This is a genomic window from Cupriavidus sp. 05T41, assembly GCF_056396525.1.
Window position 1 is genome coordinate 14,017 of record NZ_JBFTLQ010000082.1, and the last position, 17,914, is coordinate 31,930.

General features: G+C 63.1%; 12 protein-coding genes and 1 pseudogene. 2 read left to right on the forward strand and 11 right to left on the reverse strand.

The features are described 5' to 3' along the window. Nucleotides 1-90 precede the first annotated feature (90 nt). Nucleotides 91-1,233, forward strand: coding sequence for a citrate synthase family protein (locus AC1DKV_RS32835; protein ID WP_441620682.1), 1,143 nt, complete (start codon nt 91-93; stop codon nt 1,231-1,233). A gap of 113 nt (nt 1,234-1,346) precedes the next feature. Here the strand turns inward: AC1DKV_RS32835 and AC1DKV_RS32840 are convergent, their stop codons facing one another. The 3 genes from AC1DKV_RS32840 to AC1DKV_RS32850 all read right to left on the reverse strand — a co-directional run bounded on the left by AC1DKV_RS32840 (nt 1,347) and on the right by AC1DKV_RS32850 (nt 4,771). Then, nucleotides 1,347-2,489, reverse strand: a complete 1,143-nt coding sequence (locus AC1DKV_RS32840; RefSeq protein ID WP_441620684.1) for a Bug family tripartite tricarboxylate transporter substrate binding protein — start codon at nt 2,487-2,489, stop codon at nt 1,347-1,349. A gap of 137 nt (nt 2,490-2,626) precedes the next feature. Continuing rightward, nucleotides 2,627-3,583, reverse strand: a complete 957-nt coding sequence (locus AC1DKV_RS32845) for a Bug family tripartite tricarboxylate transporter substrate binding protein (protein WP_441620686.1) — start codon at nt 3,581-3,583, stop codon at nt 2,627-2,629. Between the two features lie 45 nt (nt 3,584-3,628). Then, nucleotides 3,629-4,771: an L-talarate/galactarate dehydratase gene (locus AC1DKV_RS32850; RefSeq protein ID WP_441620688.1), complete on the reverse strand. Its 1,143-nt coding sequence runs from the start codon at nt 4,769-4,771 to the stop codon at nt 3,629-3,631. 267 nt (nt 4,772-5,038) lie between these two features. Here AC1DKV_RS32850 and AC1DKV_RS32855 point away from each other — a divergent pair, with 267 nt between their 5' ends. Beyond that, a complete protein-coding gene (locus AC1DKV_RS32855; protein WP_441620690.1) occupies nt 5,039-6,046 on the forward strand; it encodes a LacI family DNA-binding transcriptional regulator in 1,008 nt (335 codons plus the stop codon). Between the two features lie 42 nt (nt 6,047-6,088). Here AC1DKV_RS32855 and AC1DKV_RS32860 read toward each other — a convergent pair whose 3' ends face one another. The 8 genes and pseudogenes from AC1DKV_RS32860 to AC1DKV_RS32895 all read right to left on the reverse strand — a co-directional run. Next, on the reverse strand, nt 6,089-9,526 hold the full coding sequence (locus AC1DKV_RS32860; RefSeq protein WP_441620692.1) for an adenylate/guanylate cyclase domain-containing protein: 3,438 nt from the start codon (nt 9,524-9,526) through the stop codon (nt 6,089-6,091). A gap of 332 nt (nt 9,527-9,858) precedes the next feature. After that, nucleotides 9,859-11,022, reverse strand: coding sequence for a porin (locus AC1DKV_RS32865; RefSeq protein ID WP_441620694.1), 1,164 nt, complete (start codon nt 11,020-11,022; stop codon nt 9,859-9,861). A 342-nt stretch (nt 11,023-11,364) separates the two neighbouring features. Further along, entirely contained in the window at nt 11,365-12,087 is a 723-nt protein-coding gene (locus AC1DKV_RS32870; RefSeq protein ID WP_441620696.1) for a haloacid dehalogenase type II, read from the reverse strand. A 67-nt stretch (nt 12,088-12,154) separates the two neighbouring features. Further along, a complete protein-coding gene (locus tag AC1DKV_RS32875; RefSeq protein ID WP_201777400.1) occupies nt 12,155-12,913 on the reverse strand; it encodes a class II aldolase/adducin family protein in 759 nt (252 codons plus the stop codon). A gap of 40 nt (nt 12,914-12,953) precedes the next feature. Beyond that, nucleotides 12,954-14,672, reverse strand: coding sequence for a long-chain-fatty-acid--CoA ligase (locus AC1DKV_RS32880; protein WP_441620697.1), 1,719 nt, complete (start codon nt 14,670-14,672; stop codon nt 12,954-12,956). Further along, nucleotides 14,635-15,771, reverse strand: coding sequence for an alpha/beta hydrolase (locus AC1DKV_RS32885; protein ID WP_441620699.1), 1,137 nt, complete (start codon nt 15,769-15,771; stop codon nt 14,635-14,637). The genes AC1DKV_RS32880 and AC1DKV_RS32885 overlap by 38 nt, the downstream gene beginning before the upstream one ends. 21 nt (nt 15,772-15,792) lie before the next feature. Further along, the gene (locus AC1DKV_RS32890) at nt 15,793-17,172 is read right to left on the reverse strand and encodes an MFS transporter (protein ID WP_477138952.1); all 1,380 of its coding nucleotides are present in this window, start codon (nt 17,170-17,172) and stop codon (nt 15,793-15,795) included. Nucleotides 17,173-17,274: 102 nt separating this feature from the next. Beyond that, nucleotides 17,275-17,769: pseudogene (locus AC1DKV_RS32895) on the reverse strand (HD domain-containing protein); the annotation flags it as partial. Nucleotides 17,770-17,914 lie beyond the last annotated feature (145 nt).

Genomic DNA, 17,914 nt, shown 5'->3' on the forward strand with positions numbered 1-17,914 from the left:
CATGGAAGGTGGACACATCGTAGGCAATAGTTGATTACCAACGCAATCTTGATATATAAAATCAATATAAATTAGCCAAGCGAGTGACGAATGGGAGCCTGGATATCGATGGAGGAGGCGTGTACGTGCCTGGGAGTACGGCCGCAGACGGTGTATGCCTACGTTAGCCGTGGCAAGATCGAAGTCGTGTCCGACCCCATTGACACGCGCCGCAGCCTGTACCGCGCCGAGGACGTGGCGACGCTCGCCAAGCGCAAGAAAGCGGGGCGCAAATACGAGACGCTGGCCACCAACACGCTGTTCGGTGCAGAGCCAAGTATTCCGACCGCAATTTCCACGTTCGTGCGGGAACGGCTGTACTACCGGGGGCAGGACGCCGTGGCGCTGGCCGGATCAGCCACGCTGGAAGAGACTGCGCATCTTCTCTGGGATGCAGAGCAACTGGTAGATTTCTCGTCGTCTGCCCGAGTGACCCGTCCTGGGCGCGTGGCGGCCTTCAAGACCCTGGCGGAACTTGCCGCGACGGGACATTCCACACATGGGCGCATGACGCGCGTCCTGCATGGCGAAGGCCAGAGCTTGGTGGGGCAACTCGCAAATTCATTCGGCGCGCAGCCGGGACAGCAGCCGTTGCACATCCGCTTTGCACAAGGCTGGAAGCAGCCGGCGCCGGTGGCGGAACTGTTGCGCACCGCCATGGTCCTGCTGGTCGACCATGAGCTGACGAGTTCCGCATTTGCCTCGCGGATCGCGGCGTCCACTGGCGCATCGCTGCCGGCGTGCCTGTTGTCGGGCCTGACCACGCTGTCCGGCCCATTGCACGGCGATGCCTCGGGACGAGTGAAGGCGCTGTTCAGTGAACTGGAGCGTCAGGGCGAGGACGAAGTCATTGCCCACCACCTCTCCACCGGTCTGCCGCTTGCCGGATTCGGGCATCACCTTTATCCCGAAGGCGATCCCCGCGCGACTGCGCTGCTGAATCTGTTCGACCCACCGCCCGTGATCGCGCGCTTCATCGAGAAGGCGACTCGACTGACAGGTCTGCAGCCCAACATCGACGTGGCGCTGGCGGCCTTGGTGACGCACTACGGACTGCCGGAAGATGCGGCATTTGGCCTGTTTGCAACCGCCCGCAGCGTGGGGCTGCTTGCACATAGCCTGGAGCAATTGAGCGTCGGGCAGGTCATTCGTCCGCGCGGCCGCTACGTTGGACCCGCGCCTGAGCGGCACTAAGGATCTAAGGAGCCGGACGGCGCGAAGGAGAGCGTGCAAAAATCGGGGAGCGCCGATTTCGACACCTTCTACTCCGATGTGACTATCCGACTTCTGCACCCATCCCGCGGCAACTATTGAACCGAGATGTTGTGGTCTTTGATAACTTTTGACCAGACGGTGGTTTCCCGCTTGAGCAGGGTACGCAATGCATTCGCATCGCCGCTCTGCGGTTCCGCTCCCATGCCGGCTAGCTTGTCCTTTACTTCCGCGGTTTCCACGGCAGATCGCACTGCGCTCTTCAGGGCGGTAACGACCTCGGGCGGTGTCTTGGCTGTCACGAAAACGCCAAACCAGCCCATTGCCTGGAAATCGGGAACGCCGGAGGCCGCTACGGTCGGCAGATCCGGGAGCAGCGTCGTCCGCGACGGGCTGGTGACAGCAATCCCGCGCAGTTGTCCGCTCTTGATGTAGGGGGTCAGGATAGCCACGTTGTCAATACCTGCCTGCAGCCGCCCGGCGAGCAGGTCGGGCATCAGTGCGCTGGTCCCCTTGTAGGGCACATACTGCATGTCGACTCCCGCCTGGCTCTTGATCAGTTCCCAGCCGAGATGCTGCGCGGTACCCGGCGTCGACCCGGCGTACGAGATCTTGCCGGGATTGGCTTTCGCATACGCCAGCAGTTCCGGCAGACTCTTCACTGGTAGTGATGGATGCACGACCATCACATACGGAGACGTTGCGATGATGCCAAGCGGCTCGAGGTCTTTTTCCGGATCCAGCTTCGTTGTCGCGAAGAGCGCCCGGTACGTTGCCAGTTGCGATGATGCCATCAACACGGTGTACCCATCCGCGGGCGCCTTTGCCACGCTTTCGGCGGCAATCAGGCCACTAGCGCCGGTACGGTTTTCCACCACGACGCTTTGACCCAGCGACTGACTCATCTTGGCCGCAATCAAACGGGCGATCACATCCGTCGTCCCGCCTGCTGGCGTGCCGACCAGCATGCGGACCGGCGCGGCCGGATACTTGGGCTGCGCCGACACGGCCGCCGTGGCCATCGCCATCAGCATGCCTGCCATGCATTGCAATACCGCTCTGGTCGTTCGCATCGTGTCTCCTTCGGGTTGTGCGACAAGGATTCCAACTGAATACCCCGGTGCCAATGCTATTTTCCGCTTCGACACCGGGCTTTCCCATTCCACCTCAGCCGCTTCGAGCGGCGGCTTGAGAGAAATATTGATAGCGTCAACGTAGCCCCAGCTAAACGTGTCCACGACTTCGTGGACACTCGGGAGTTGGCGCGGGTCGCGGCGGGGATGCCGGAGTGACGGAAATACCTCGCTCTACGTGACCCGGGGTCGCGCCCGGACAACGCCATACGAATCGATCGCGTTGTCCAGGCTGGCAGTCATCAATCTGCCGTGATCATGCCCACCTCGATGACCTTCTTCCAGCGCGCATACTCCGACGCCTGGAACGCCGTGAACTGCTCCGGCGTATTGGCGACGATCTCGAAACCCAGGTCGAGCAGCTTGGGCTTGACCGCCGGGTCGTTGAGCGCCGCGACCACGGCGGCATGCAGCTTGGCCTTGATCTCCGGCGGCAAGCCCTTGGGCGCTGCGACGGCCTGCCACGAGTAGACCGTCACGCCCTTCACGCCAGATTCTTCCATGGTCGCCACGTCCGGCAGGATCGGCGAGCGCTTGCTGCTGGTGATGGCAAGCGCGCGCAGCTTGCCGGCCCTGATATGCGGGATCGCGGTGTTGATGTTCATGAAGGTGGCATCGACCTGTCCGCCAAGCAGGTCGTTCAGCGCCGGCGCGCCGCCCTTGTACGGCACGTGGAGGCCGGTGGTGCCGGTCTGCTGCCAGAACAGCTCCGCGGTGAGGTGGTCGCTGGTGCCATTGCCGGCCGAGGCGAACGTCATCTTGTTGGGATTGGCTTTTTCGAAAGCGATGACATCCTTCAGGCTCTTGTGCGGCGAATTGACGGGTACCGCCAGCACGTTAGGCGCCTGCACCGCTACGCTGATGTAGTCGAAGTCCTTGAGCGGATCGTAACCGGCGTTCTTGCTCAGGTGCGGCCCGATCACGAACGGTCCCAGCGACGACACGAACACCGTGTAGCCATCGGCCGGCGCGCGCTTGGCCATGGCGGCGCCGATCATGCCGGCTGCGCCCGGCCTGTTGTCGATCACGAAGCTGCCGCCAAACTGCGCCTGAAGCTTGGCACTGAGGATGCGGGCGACATTGTCGGTCGATCCGCCCGCGGGAAAGGGAACGAGCAGCGTCACGGGCTTTTCCGGCCACGCGGCATGCGCGGTCACCATGGCTGCACCCAGCAGCAGAGATGCGATCAGCTTTTTCATCGGTTGTCTCCTTTTTGTTCTCACGACCTGGTGTGCAGGTCTTGCTTACGACTGATTGCCAAATTCGGTGTGTTCGCGCGTCCAGGCCCGGGCCTGCTCGCTCATCGTGACCCCAAGCCCGGGCGCTGTCGGCACAGTGATGCGGCCATCGCGGATATCCAGGCGCTCGTTGAACAGCGGCTCCAGCCAGTCGAAATGCTCGACCCACGGCTCGCGCGGGTACGCGGCGGCCAGGTGTACATGCAGTTCCATCGCAAAATGCGGTGCGATCATCAGTCCCGCATGCTCCGCCAGCGCTGCCACCTTGAGGAACGGCGTGATGCCCCCTACGCGCGGTGCATCGGGCATCAGATAGTCGGCGGCACGGTGGCGGATCAGGTCCCAGTGCTCGGCGGCACTGGTCAGCATTTCACCGGTCGCGATCGGGGTGTCAAACTGCGCCGCTAGCGCCGCATGGCCTTCATGGTCGTAAGCGTCGAGCGGCTCTTCGATCCATACCAGGTTGAACGACTCGAACGTGCGGCACATCCGCTGCGCCGTCGGGCGGTCCCATTGCTGGTTGGCATCGACCATGACCGGCACGGCGTCCCCCAGGTGTTCCCGCACAGCAGCCACGCGCTTGATGTCGAGTGCGCCATCCGGCTGGCCCACCTTCAGCTTGATGCCGCCGATGCCGCGCGCGGCCGAGGCCGCAGCATTGACGAGCAACTGGTCCAGCGGCGTGTGCAGGAAGCCGCCCGAGGTGTTGTAGCAGCGTACGGAATCGCGGTGCGCGCCAAGCAGCTTGGCCAGTGACAGCCCGGCCCGCTTGGCCTTCAGGTCCCACAGCGCCACGTCGAAGGCGCCAATTGCCTGCGTCGACAATCCGCTGCGGCCGACCGACGCGCCAGCCCAGCACAGCTTGTCCCACAGCCGGGCGATATCGCTCGGGTCTTCGCCGATCAGCGCCGGCGCGATTTCGCTGGCGTGCGCAAACTGGCCGGGACCGCCCGCGCGCTTGGCATAGCTGAAGCCCAGGCCCTCATGGCCGTTGGCGGTCCGGATTTCGGCGAACAGAATGGCCACCTCGGTCATCGGCTTCTGCCGGCCCGTCAGTACCTTGGCGTCACTGATGGGGGTCGCCAGCGGCAGATAGCAGGAAGAGAGCCGGATTCCGGTGATGGTGTCGGGTCGGTTGGAAAGGGTCATGTGTGCGTCGGGTATGGGATGGGTTCGATGTCCGGCCGGTTGGCCTTCTTGCCGCACATGACAACGTTATCATTCTTGGGCGAGAACGACTGGGTATAATGCGGCGCTCTGTCCCTATAGAGGAATATGCGCCCTACTCCAATCAATTTTCTGACCCGCATGGAACCGTTGCGGAGCGGAATGGGCGTATGATAACGTTGTCATTCCCCGGGATCAACCGGTGACTTCGTGACTTGGCATAGCGATTTTCCCTAGGTCTGAATTGGCATGAGCGACTCCAACACCCCAAAATCCGTGACGCTGCATGACGTGGCGCGTGAGGCCGGGGTCTCCCTGATCACCGCGTCGCGGGCCCTCAGCAATCCGGGCGTCGTGTCCGAGAAGACCATTGCGCGCGTGCAGCAGGCGGTCGAAGCCACCGGCTACATCCCCAACCTGCTGGCGGGCAGCCTGAAGTCGCGCCGCAGCCTGACGGTGGCCGCACTGGTGCCGAACATCGCGGTGGCGCAGTTCCTGCCGACCATCAAGGCGCTGACCGACGCGCTGGACGCGGCCGGCTACCAGCTGATCCTGGGCCAGACTGGCTATGACCATGCCCGTGAAGAGGCGCTGCTCGGCACCATGATCAGCCGCCGCCCGGACGGCATAATCGTCACAGGCTTGATCCACTCGCAGGTGTCGCGCGACCGGTTGCGGCGCGCCGGCATCCCTGTCGTTGAAACCTGGGACCTGACCGACCGCCCCGTCGACATGGCCGTCGGGTTCTCCCATCTCAAGGTCGGCAGCGCGATCGCCGGCTTTTTCCTCGGCAAGGGATGGCACAGACTGGGTATCGCGACCGGCGACGACCAGCGCGCGGCCGTGCGCCGCGAAGGTTTCCTGTCGACGGTCGGGCATGACGTGCCGACCGCCGTGGTGCCGGCGCCAAGCAGCTTGGCGCTGGGCCGGCAGGCATTGTCCGAACTGCTGGGCAGAGATCCCGGCATTGAAGCGATTTATTGCAGCTCCGACCAGCTAGCGCAAGGCGTCATTACGGAGGCCTTGGCACGCGGCCTGCGCATTCCGCAGGACCTCGCGGTGTGCGGATTTGGCGATGCCGACTTCGCGGCGCACATGGTGCCGTCGCTGACCACCGTGCAGGTCGACGGGGCCCACATTGGCAAGCTGGCTGCCCGCATGTTGCTGGACGAGTGCCGGGGGGAAGCGGTTGCCGAGCGGGTCGTCGATGTCGGATTCCGGATCGTTGAACGGGGCTCTACATTGGGCCGTGATTGACTGGAGACCTTGGGGGCGGCAACAAATCTTCGCCAAGGATTCCTACGACAGCCCTTCCAGCAGTTCTCTTGCCTGGCGCGAATCCGCGGTATCTGCCCCCTCGGCGAAAGTCGCCTGGATGTCGATCAATAGTTGATTCGCCGCATCGCCCTTGCCCTGGCGCTTCCACAGCCGGGCAAGGCTCAGTACGCATTGCAACTCGATTGACTTGGCTCCCTGGCGACGCGCGAGCGCGATTGCCTTCTGGAAATGCGCCTCTGCCTCTTCGGCCATGACAGACGACCTCGTATTCTCGACAGGCGACTGCAATATCAACTCTCCCTGGCGGCGAATCAGCGTTGCTTCATCGAAGCGCTCATCCGTGTTGCTCACCAGCGTCCGCGACTCAGCCAATACGCGAAGCGCCACTTCGGGTTGCCCTGCCCTCCCATATGCGTCGGCGAGCAATCCCAGCATGGAGGGCCGTCCCAGTGCCGCGCCGGTGGCTTCGTGCGCATCAAGTCCATGGTGTATCAGTGCGATGCCTTCCTCGTGGCTGCCTTGCCAGGCGAGCGCCCAGCCGCGCAGGATCGTTGCCCTGGCCAGATAGAATGGAAACCCCTGCTCGCTCGAAAGCTCGAGCGCGGCATTCGCGTACTCCAACACCTGTTCCGGTTCGCCAAGGCGCTGATACAGTTCAGCCGCGAAGATCAGGCTGAGGGCAAGGCCGAATGGGTCGGAGGTTTTTCGGGCGATTGCCAGAGCCTCTTCGCTGCGGGCCCGGGCCTGGCCGGGCAGGCCTAAGTACCAGAGGATCCAGCTCAGGGTGCAACGCAGATGCACGGCGGGGTTGCGCGCATCGCGCAGCAAATGCCCGTATGACTGGTGGTCTGGACGGAGCAGTGCCATGGCCTGCTCCGTATGAGTACGCGCCTGACTGATCTCGCCAAGGCGGAAGGCGGTCGCCCCGAGCACGCGGTGCGCTTCTGCAAGCTGCTCCGGGTCTCGCGTGTGCTGCGCGAGGCTGAGTAGCCGCTCGGCCAGTGTGTGCGCCGTCTTGAGTTGAGAGCGCAAAAGATAGAAGGACCACAGACCAAGCTGTGCAGAAAAGTATTCCGGCGTTTCCCCGCCTTGCTCGCTCAGGGCGAGGGCCCGTGTGTAGGTCGCCTCCACCTCTGGCGCCCCGGCGCCTCGCGCTACTGTCCATGCCGGGCCAAGGGCCAGCAGCAGAGACAGTTCCTGGCGCTGGCGCTCCGGGTTGTCGGCCAGGCTTTTTAGCAGATCGAGGGCTGTACCGAGATGGCGGATTGCTTCGAGTTGTGCGGAACGCTGGAGTGCCTGCTTTCCGGCCAGCTGCAGATAGTCGACCGCCTTCGGAACATTGCCGCTTTGGCTGTAGTGGTGCGCCAGATCGCTCCAGTACTCCTTCAGCCGGTCGGGAAACAGCGCCTCGATGGCTTGGGCCGTGCGCTCATGCAGGAGGCTGCGCTGTTCCGAGAGCAGGGAGTTGCTCGCCACCTCCTGAGTCAGCGCATGCTTGAATACGTACTCGACCTCGGGAAAGGCGGGACGTTCATAAATGAATTCCCCCGTCTGCAGGTCAGCCAACAGCGGGTGGAGCAATGCTTCCGGCTGCCCGGTGACATGCCGCACCAGGCTGGAAGAGAACTCCGCGCCAATGACCGCCAGCGTCTGCAGCAGTTCCTTCTGTGGCAGCGGCAGCCGGTCGATACGCGCCGCCAGCACCCCTTGCACGGTCGTCGGAATATGGAGTGCCAACGGCGCCTTCTCGATCCTGTAGTTTCCAGCCGGGCCGAGCAGCGCGTTCTCCTCGGCCAGGGTATGGACAACTTCCTCCATGAAGAACGGGTTGCCCTCGGTCTTTGACAGGATCAGTTGCTTCAATGGCGCAAGGGACGGGTCCGCGCCCAGCAGCGCAGTGAGCAAGCCCTGCGCCTCCGCCCGGTCCAGCGGTTCCAGATGAAACTGGGTGTAGCAGGTGTGTTGACCCCAGTCATGCCGGTACTCGGGACGGTAGTTGACCAGCAGAAGTACCTTGGCACGCGGTACCTCGGCGATGAGCACATTTAGAAAGGCTTCCGTCTCACTATCGAGCCATTGCAGATCTTCGAACAGGACCATGAGCGGCTGGTTCTGACTCTCGCGCACCAGCAAACGCGCGATCGCCTCGAAGGTGCGCTGGCGCCGGATGGCCGGATCCATCGTCGGCAATGCCGAACCCGGTTCAACGATACTCAGCAGGTAGAGCAAGTAAGGCAGCTGATCCTCCAGTGCGCGATCAAGAATCAGGAGTTTGCCGGTGGCCTTCTCGCGATATCGGCGTTCGTCATCCTGCGCCGTGATCTGGAAATAGTTGCGCAGCAGGTCGATCAGTGGCAAGTAGGGAAACGCCCTGCCATGCGACACCGAGAAGGTCTCGAGCACCATGCAGCCTTGCTGCGCGCGTGCCTTGAACTCATGGAACAGGCGCGACTTGCCCACGCCCGCCTCGCCCACCACCCCGACGATTTGCCCTTGCGCCGCCCGGGCCCGTTCGAGCGCCTCGCCCAGGCGCTTCAGTTCGGCCTCGCGACCGACAAACCGGGCCAGGCCACGTTGCGCCCCCACCTGCAGGCGCGTGCGCAAGGCGCCCAGGCCCAGCACCTCATACACCGCCAGCGGCTCGCGCAGGCCCTTGATCTGTGTGCGCCCCAAGGCCTTGAACTCGAAATACCCCTCGGCCAGTTTGTGGGTCGATTCACTAACGAGGATCGATGACGGGGTCGCGACGCCTTCCATCCGGGCGGCGATATGCATCGTGTGGCCGACCGGATCGTAGTCCGTGTGCAAGTCATCCTTGCGGATCGAGCGCACCACCACTTCGCCGGTATGGACGCCAACCCGGATCTGTAGCGGGACACCCTGTTCCAGCCGCACCTTGTCGCTATGGCAGCGCATGGCCTGCTGCATGCGGAGTGCCGCAAACAGTGCGCGCAGCGCATGGTCCTCGTGGGCGATTGGCGCGCCAAACAGGGCCAGGATCCCATCACCGAGGCATTTGGCCACGTACCCCTCATAGTGATGCACAGCTTCCATCATCAGCGCCACGACCGGATCGATCAGGCTGCGGGCTTCCTCGGGGTCCAGGTCCTGGATCAATGCCGTCGAGCCGGCCATGTCCGCGAACAGGGCGGTGATCGTCTTGCGCTCGCCACCGGCGTGCCCGCCTTTTGCCTCCATGGCGGCCTGCTCCGCGCGAATCCGTTCGGCCAGATGGGGCGGTGTGTAGTGAATCGGTGCCGGCAAAGGTGACACCGGTGGCGACACGCGCGGGGAGGCTGCCGCCGTGTCCGCCAGCAGCGCGCCGCACGCGCCGCAAAATTTCGCGGCGGGGCTGGATGCGTGGCCGCATTGCGGGCAGATCTGCGCAAGCTTTTGCCCACACTCCTCGCAGAACCTGGCTCCCGAGGGGTTCTCGAATTGGCAATTCGTGCAGCGCATCTCGCCTCCCGACTGCCTGTGCCCGCCACGCAGCCATTACATGCGCATTCGCGGCGGTTGGCAAGGCGGCGCTGCGGCAGTCGGTGACTGCCCCGTACCAAGTCTGCGGTGGCCACCCGCGCTTTCCGATCAGGCTGGGTTGGGTCCGATCTGCAAGCCCGGAGTGGCGTTGGCGGACAGGAGTGCGCGAAGGAGCGCTTTATCAAGGCATCATTGCGTGCATGGCGACATGCATCGCCTTGCTAGAGGACGCCCGTCGAGCCGCTGCGCGAAGCGTCAACGTGCTGATGACTGCCACCTACCACCTACTCCTGCCGGTGTCCCAAGCGCACTCAGAACTGATGGCGAACGCCCAGGGCGACACCCACCATTGAGGTCTGGCCATTTCCCAGCGCATAGCTGTTGCCCACGGAGAGGCTGGTGGCGAAAGTCGTCGCCAGTGATTCCATCATCAGACCGGCGTGCTTCGCGTATGCCGTGCTCAGATAAACATCGGTGCGCTTGGAGAACGAGTAGGTCGAAATCAAGGCGATCTGCCACGGGTTGGCCACGTTCGTGTTGCCGAACAGGCTCTTGAGATCATCGTAGCTGTACTCGAGCGTCAGGCCAACCGCCGGCGTCACTCGATAGGTGCCGCCGATCCAGTAGTAGTCATCACGCTGGATCAGGACGTCGGTCGCATTCTTGGTCTGACCCCAGCGATAGCCGCCCATCACCTTCGCCGGCCCATAGTTGTAGCTTGCGGCGACCGCAGCCTTCTTAGCGGTACCGCTGCCAGTGCCGATGGTCGGATTCCACTGATCGTAGCCAGCAGTCAAGCCGAACGGGCCCGCTCCATAGACCAGCGCGGCGCCATACGCGGTGTCACGCCGGAACTGGCCCGGGACTTCACCGTTGCCGCCAATTGGCACCGCCGCACCCACCGCGGCCGGCAGTGCCACCCCGGCACCGAACGACCAGTGAGCGAGGGCAGTTATAGGACCGAGCTTGCCGGTGTACTTGACGGTGTTGTCCTCGCGGTAGTTGGCGCCCTGCTGCAACACAGTGGGCTCATACTGGGTCGAGTAGGCTCCTGGCACGAAGTTGGCGAGTGCGTCAAACACCGAGGTGTACTGGCGGCCAAGGGTGATCTGACCGAAGCGCACATCTTGCACGCCAATAAATGCCTGCCGCCCGAACAGTCGGCCGCCTTGTTGCAGGGTGCCGGTATCGAGACCGAAGCCGCTCTCCAGCACGAAAAGCGCGCGAAGTCCCTGGCCAAGGTCCTCCGTACCGCGCAGGCCCCAGCGCGAACCTGATAAACCACCGGAATCCATGCGGACAACGTTGGCCCCCGAACCGGAATTGAAGCCGTTGCTTGCCGTGGGCAATGCGGCAACGTGATTGGCGTACTCGACGTTGACGTCCGCGACGCCATAGAGCGTGACGGACAACTGCGCGAATGCAGCCGGCGGACAAGCCAGCAGTGCTGCAAGAGCGATGTTCCTGAGGGTCATTGGTGTCTCTCTCCTTTTCTCTTCTTGTTACTACTGATGGAACCAGATTCTTTCTCTGATTGGAATCACTGAACCAGCGTGCAATGTGTCGATGACTAGCCAAGCTAGCGCGTACCACCCGCATACCCGAGCGGACAAGTGCGATGCTCTTTCTCGACCGTACCCACTTGTTCCGCTAGCGTGGCTTGCCAGCACCAGGGATTGAACGACCGGACGCACCAGCCAACGCGAGTGCGCGAGGAAAGAGGATTGGGGGGGACGCGCAAATCCACACCCGTCTTGGCGATCAATGCCAGAAAGCGGGTCGTCGCGGTGCTGCCCGAATTGTTCCCAGGCCTTCGATCAACAGTCCAGCGCAACGGCAAGTTCCACCAGATTCCTGGCGTGAAGCGTGTTGTCCGCATTGGGAGAGACGTCCTTCCGCTGGAAAGGACCGTATTCCAGCGGCCTCTCGATGTAAGCGGTTTGCAGTCCGCATGCGCGCGCATGTGCCAAGTCATCCTGATGAGCCGCCACCATCATGACTTCGCCTGGATCGATATCGAACACCTGAGCGACTCCCAAGTAAGTCGCCGGGTCGGGCTTGTACTTGCGAAAGACCTCTGCCGAAAGAATGCAGTCCCATGGTAGCGATGCGCTCTTGGACATATTGGCCAGCAATCCGATATTGCCGTTCGACATGGTGCAGATCGTGTATCGCGACTTCAATCGGGTAAGGCCTTCCACGGTATCCGGCCACGCCTCCAATCGATGCCAGGCCTTGTTCAGGTTGCGCTTCTCCGCCTCCGTCAAGTGCAGCACCCGAAACGTTTCCAGGAGTTCATCCAGGACCATCCTGTGCAGGTCGTCAATCGAAGTCCAGCCAAGTTCGCCGGACATGACCTTCCGAATAGCAGGCATGTAGCCTGCTCTCCAGGCCAGCGTGAACTTGTTGCGGTCCACGTCGAGGTTCATCGCGCCGAGCTCTTGCATGATGCTCGTGTACCAATCGACGACTGTTCCGAATACATCGAAGGCAAGCACTTTGGTGCCGACAGCCAATTGAGGGTTCATGTGTTCCATCATCTTGTTTTTTTCAAGCCACACGCTTGCAGGAGAAGGCACAGGGCCGCTCGCGCAACCAGCGAATCAATCACGCGTCGTACCCGGGGTTGGTGCGCTCGAGCTTGCGCAACAGGGCCGGCCACACGAAACGGCCGCCAATGCCGCCGGTCTGCGCGCGCGCATCGGCCTGCGCGGTCGCCTGGATGGACTCATCGACCATGGTCAACGGCCCGCCTGCCTGTGCCGCGATCTGAATCTGGCAGGCGCTTTCGAAGATGTACATCGCCAGGAACGCGTCGGCGATCGTCGCACCTACCGTGAGTAGGCCATGATTGCGCAGCATCAGGTAGTTGGCCTTGCCCAAGTCCGATTGCAATCGCGGCTTCTCCGCGTCACGCAGCGCAATGCCTTCATAGTCGTGGTACGCCAGCGAGCCCTGGATCACCATCGATTGCTGCGAGATGGGCAGCAGCCCTGCCTGCTGCGCGCTGACGCCGACACCGGCACGCGTATGCGTGTGCAACACACACTGCACGTCCGGCCGTGCGGCATGGATGGCGCTGTGGATGACGAAGCCGGCGCGGTTCACCGTGAACGGCGACTCGGTGAGCTGGTTGCCCGATGCGTCGACGCGTAGGAGCGATGACGCCGTGATCTCGTCGAACAGCAGGCCGTAGGGGTTGATCAGAAAGTCATGGCCGTCACCCGGCAGGCGCGCACTGATGTGCGTGAACACCAGGTCGGTCCAGCCGTGCAGCGCCACCAGGCGGTAGCAGGCAGCCAGGTCGCAACGCAGCTGCCATTCTTCGGCGCTGACGACTTCTTTGAGAGATGGGATATACACGATTGACTCCTTTGAATGAAGGGGTGCTGCGCTGATGTCTGGCCTACACGGTGCCCGAGGTCTGCGCCTGCGACTGCTGCGCGCGGCGCGACCGCATCAGCTTCTTGTCCAGCTTGCCCACGCTGGTCTTGGGCAGGCTGTCGGCGAACATCACCTCTTGCGGGATCGCGAACTTCGAGATCGCGCCCGCGTCCGCGAACTGCTTGACGTAGGCGCGCACGGCGTCAGCATCAAGGGCCGTCCCAGGCTTTGGCACGATCACTGCGGCGGGACGCTCGCTCCAGCGGGGGTCGGGAATACCGATGACGGCGGCTTCCTGGATCCGTGGATGCTTGAGGAGAATGTCCTCAAGCTGCAACGACGAGACCCATTCGCCGCCGGTCTTGATCACATCCTTCAATCGGTCCACGATCCGGACGCAGCCATCTGCATTCATCACGGCGATGTCGCCGGTGTGCAGCCAGCCACCGCCCCACAGCGCCTGGCTCGCTTGTGCATCACCGAGGTAGGACTGCGTGAGCCAAGGCGATCGCGCCACGAGTTCACCAGGCGAGCGGCCGTCCCGCGGCTGGTCGTTCATCGCTTCGTCGACGACGCGCAACTGGACGAATGGGATGGCCCAGCCTGCATGGCAGCGGGCTTCGATCTCCTGGTCAGTGGGTGCCTCGGACCGTGCCGAACGGGGTTGTGCCAACGTCAGGATGGGCCCGGTCTCCGACATGCCGTAGCCGGCAAAGACGTCGACTCCGCGTGCCATTGCGGCTTTGGCCAGGGATTGCGCGAGCGCCGCCCCGCCGATGACGACCGTCCAGCCGTCGAGGCGCTGGCCTCTCCCCACTGCCGCGTCCAGCATCATCTGCAGGATCGTCGGCACGCAGTGGGAGAAGGTGACCTTCTCGCGCTCGAACAAGGTGAGCAGACGGTCCGGAACGTATCGCCCGGGGTACACCTGCTTGACGCCCATCATCGTGGCGACGTAGGGCATGCCCCAGGCGTGAACGTGGAACATGGGCGTCACCGGCATGTAGACGTCGTCAGGGTTGAATCGACCGGTGCCCGGCCCAGCCAACGCGCAGCGGCTAGCCAGGGTATGCAGCACGAGTTGCCGTTGGCTGAAGCAGACCGCCTTGGGCAAGCCGGTGGTGCCGGTTGTGTAGAAGGTCGTGGCACGCGTCGACTCGTCCAGATCAGGCCAATTTGTCACCGCGTTCGAGCGAGCGAGCAGTGCCTCGTATTCGGCGGCGATGGGAAGGCGGATCGCACCCGGATGGGCCTCGTCTGTCATCAGGACCAACTGCTTTCCCGGGTCCACGCGATCCCAGATCTCCTCGAGCATCGGCAGAAACTCCGCATTGACGAGGATGAAGTCGTCCTGTGCGTGGTTGATGGTGTAGAGCAATTGCTCGGCCGACAGCCGGACGTTGACCGTATGCAGGACCATGCCCGCCATCGGGATGGCGAAGAAGCACTCCAGGTAGCGATGCGTGTCCCAGTCCATGACGGCGATGGTGTTGCCGGGCCGCGCACCCAGCGACGCCAGGCCGGCCGCCAAGCGCCCGATGCGTTGGCTCAGTTCGGCGTAATCGAAGCGCACGGCGTCGCCGTACACAACCTCCTGTGAAGGGTTGCGGGTCAGCCCCGCTTCCAGCAGTTGCTTGATCAGCAACGAGTTCGGACCAAAGGCGTCAGATGTGGTATTCGGTTCCGCGGTTGCAGATTGCATATCAACAGCCCCTATTGAAAAAATCGAGAAGCGCAGCATTCACCGCCTCGGGTTTTTCTTGTTGCACCCAATGGCCGGCATCGGCGATAAGCCGGGACGAGACCAAGCGGGGACAGGCATCGCAGTGCATAGCGTCGAGCGCGCCCGGCAGCATGTGGACACCCCAGTCCTGCTCGCCGGCGATGAAGCAGCTGGGCACGTCGATGGTCAATCCGGCATAGAGCTGCAGCCCCTGCTGAAGCTCGCGGCTGGTGGCGGCCCGGTACCACAGCAGGCCGCCCTGGAAACCCGTGCGGCCAAATTCCTGGCTATACACGCAAAGCGCTTCTTCCGACAGCCACCGGCTTGGCCGCATCTCGCGTTGTGCAAGGCTGCGGGCGACGGTTTCCGACATCCCCAGGTCGGCGTCCATCACGTAGTAGGTGGGCAGCCGGGCCAAGGATTGCGCGGTCAGGTCGGGCAAGGGCTCGGGCCGCTTGTCGGTGCCCTGCGCACTCTTCAGGTAGTAGTAGCCCCGCAGGAATTCATGCAAGCCCTGGCGGCCGGCGTGCATCTCGGCATTGGCGTCCGGGCCCGAGTAATAGAGTTGATAGTGCTTGCGCGGGGGCTGGAGGGCCGACAGGCCCGCGAGGGCTTCCGCCAGTTGCCTGGCACGAAGGTCCAGGGCATCAGGTGCGCCGAGCCGGAACGGCGGCGGCCCGGTGAAAGGCGTGGCCAACATTGCCAGTGAACGGAAGACGTCGGGGCGGATCAGCGCGCACCAGGCCGCCACGTGCGCGCCGAAGTCATGCCCCACCACAGCATGGACCGACGTCCTTCCAAGCGCCTGGACAAGGCCCAGTACGTCTCGCACCAGGTTGTCCATTCGGAATGTGCAGAGGTCCGTGTCGGCTTCGGCGATCCAGCCCGTCGTGCGGCCATAGCCGCGCTGGTCGGGCGCGACCACGTAAAATCCCGCTTGCGCCAACGCATTCAGTTGGTGCCGCCAGCTGAACGCCAGCTCGGGGAAGCCATGCAGCAGCACGATCATCGGCGTCTCGGGACGCGGGTCGCCTGCCTCCAGCCAATGCATGCGAAGGCCATTGCCGTTGTCGGAATAGCAAGCGCGCACGCCGGGCTCGAGCGGCAAGGTCATCATGGATGGTTCCTGGGTCATTGTTCAGCGCGCGGAGGCATCCGGCATCTTCCCGACCGGGAGCGATCGATGATCAGCGCGGGGGCGAATCGACCCGCTGCCGATCATCACGAAGGCGCCGGCCAGCATGACGCCGGCGATCAGGAACAGGCCGCCGGTCAGGCTGCCGGTGGATTGCTTGATCACCCCTAGCACGTACGGGCACGCAAGTCCGGCCAGGTTGCCCAAGCTGGTGATGATCGCGATGCCTGCAGCAGTCGATTGTCGGGACAGCTGGGCGGTCGCGACCGCCCAGAAGACCGGTAGCGCCGACACCGAGCCCGCAATCGCGATCGCGATCAACGCTACCGACAGCCACATGTAGGCACCGGTCCAGCTTGTGAGCGCCAGCCCCACCCCACCGATGGCAACCGCCACGGCGTAGTGCCAGCGACGCTCGGCTCGCTTGTCCGAGTGGCGGCCGTACAGGATCATGGTCAGGGCCGCGAATGCATAAGGCACGGCGGAGATCAGTCCAATGATCTGCATGCTCTTTGCACCCAAGCTCTGGATCATCGTGGGCATCCAGAAACTCAGGGTGGTGCCGCCGCAAACGGCCGCGAAGTACAGGAAAGACAGCAGGTAGACCTTGGGGTCGCGCAGTGCGGCACCCGCGGCCTCCAGCGCCGGCGTCGAGGCGTGAGGGGCAGCTTCCCTGGGCAGTTCGACGCAGATCATTCGCTTCTCGTCCTCCGACAGCCACTTGGCCTCTTCAGGCGAGTTGGACAGGCAGACGTAGACAACGAAACCCAGAAAGGCGGAGGGCAAGCCCTCCAGAAGGAACATCCATTGCCAGCCGCGAAGACCGTGCCATCCGTCGAGGTTCTGCAGGATCCAGCCTGACAGCGGGCCAGCAAAGAGGCCGCCTACCACGGTCGCGCTCATGAGCAAGGCGATGATGCGCGCGCGGCGCGCTGCCGGGAACCAGAACGTCAGGTAGAGCACAATGCCCGGGAAGAAACCAGCCTCGAACGCCCCCAGCAGGAAGCGTGCAATGTAAAACTGCAAGGGCGTGGTGACAAACATCGTCGCCGCGGAGACCAGGCCCCAGCACACCATAATGCGCATGATCGTCAGGCGCGCACCGATCCTCATCAAGAAGATATTGCTGGGCACCTCAAACAACGCATACCCGACGAAGAAGATGCCCGCGCCGAGCCCGTAGATGGAATCGGTCAGGTACAGGTCCGAGCTCATCTGCAGCTTGGCATAGCCGACGTTGATCCGGTCGATATACGAGATGACGTAGGCCAGGAAAAGTAGCGGAACCAGCCGCCACGTGATCTTCCGGTACATCGTCTCCCTGCGTAGTTCATACGCATGGTCCATAGGACTTGCCAGGGCGGGTTTTGCCGTTCGGTTCATCGTGGGTCTCCAACATTTTTCTTATATTTAAGGGCCGTACCGGTCATCAGGGCCGTGCCGTGGGATGCCTAGGGCCGAGCGGGACCAGCCCGCACGGCCCCGTCAGGTCCCGGCCATCGCAGCCGTTTTCTTGTAGATGCTGTTGACGGGATGCTTGAACAGGCGACGCACCATCGGCTCGAACTCCGACAGCGGCAACGTCTCGGCCTTCGGATCGAAGGCCAGGCTGTCGTACAGCTCGCAGAACTCCGCCGTGCGGTCGTAGTACGGATGCCCGGCGAACTGCTCGCGCATGTCGCGGTCCATGCCCAGATGATGGAAGAAGTAGTGTCCCTGGAAGATCCCGTGGTTCTGAACCATCCAGTGATCGGCTTCGCTCACGAACGGCTTCAGCACCGCTGCGGCAATGTCCGGGTGGTTGAAGGTTCCCAGGGTGTCGCCGATGTCATGCAGCAACGCGCAGCACACGTACGCTTCATCGCGGCCATCGCGCAAGGCCAGGGTTGCAGTTTGCAAGGAGTGGTCAAGCCGGTCGATAGGAAAGCCGCCAAAGTCGCCCCGAAGCAGACTCAGGTGATGAAGGACTCGGTCGGCTAGTACAACATCCCGTAAATAGATTTAATAATTATCAGGCTGTAGGTACGGCTCCAGGAGCGTGACGACCACCTGGGCCATCTCGTCGAGCGAGCCTGCGCCTGGCAACGGCTCCCAACGCCCACTATGGTTGCGAAAGGCGGCGCCA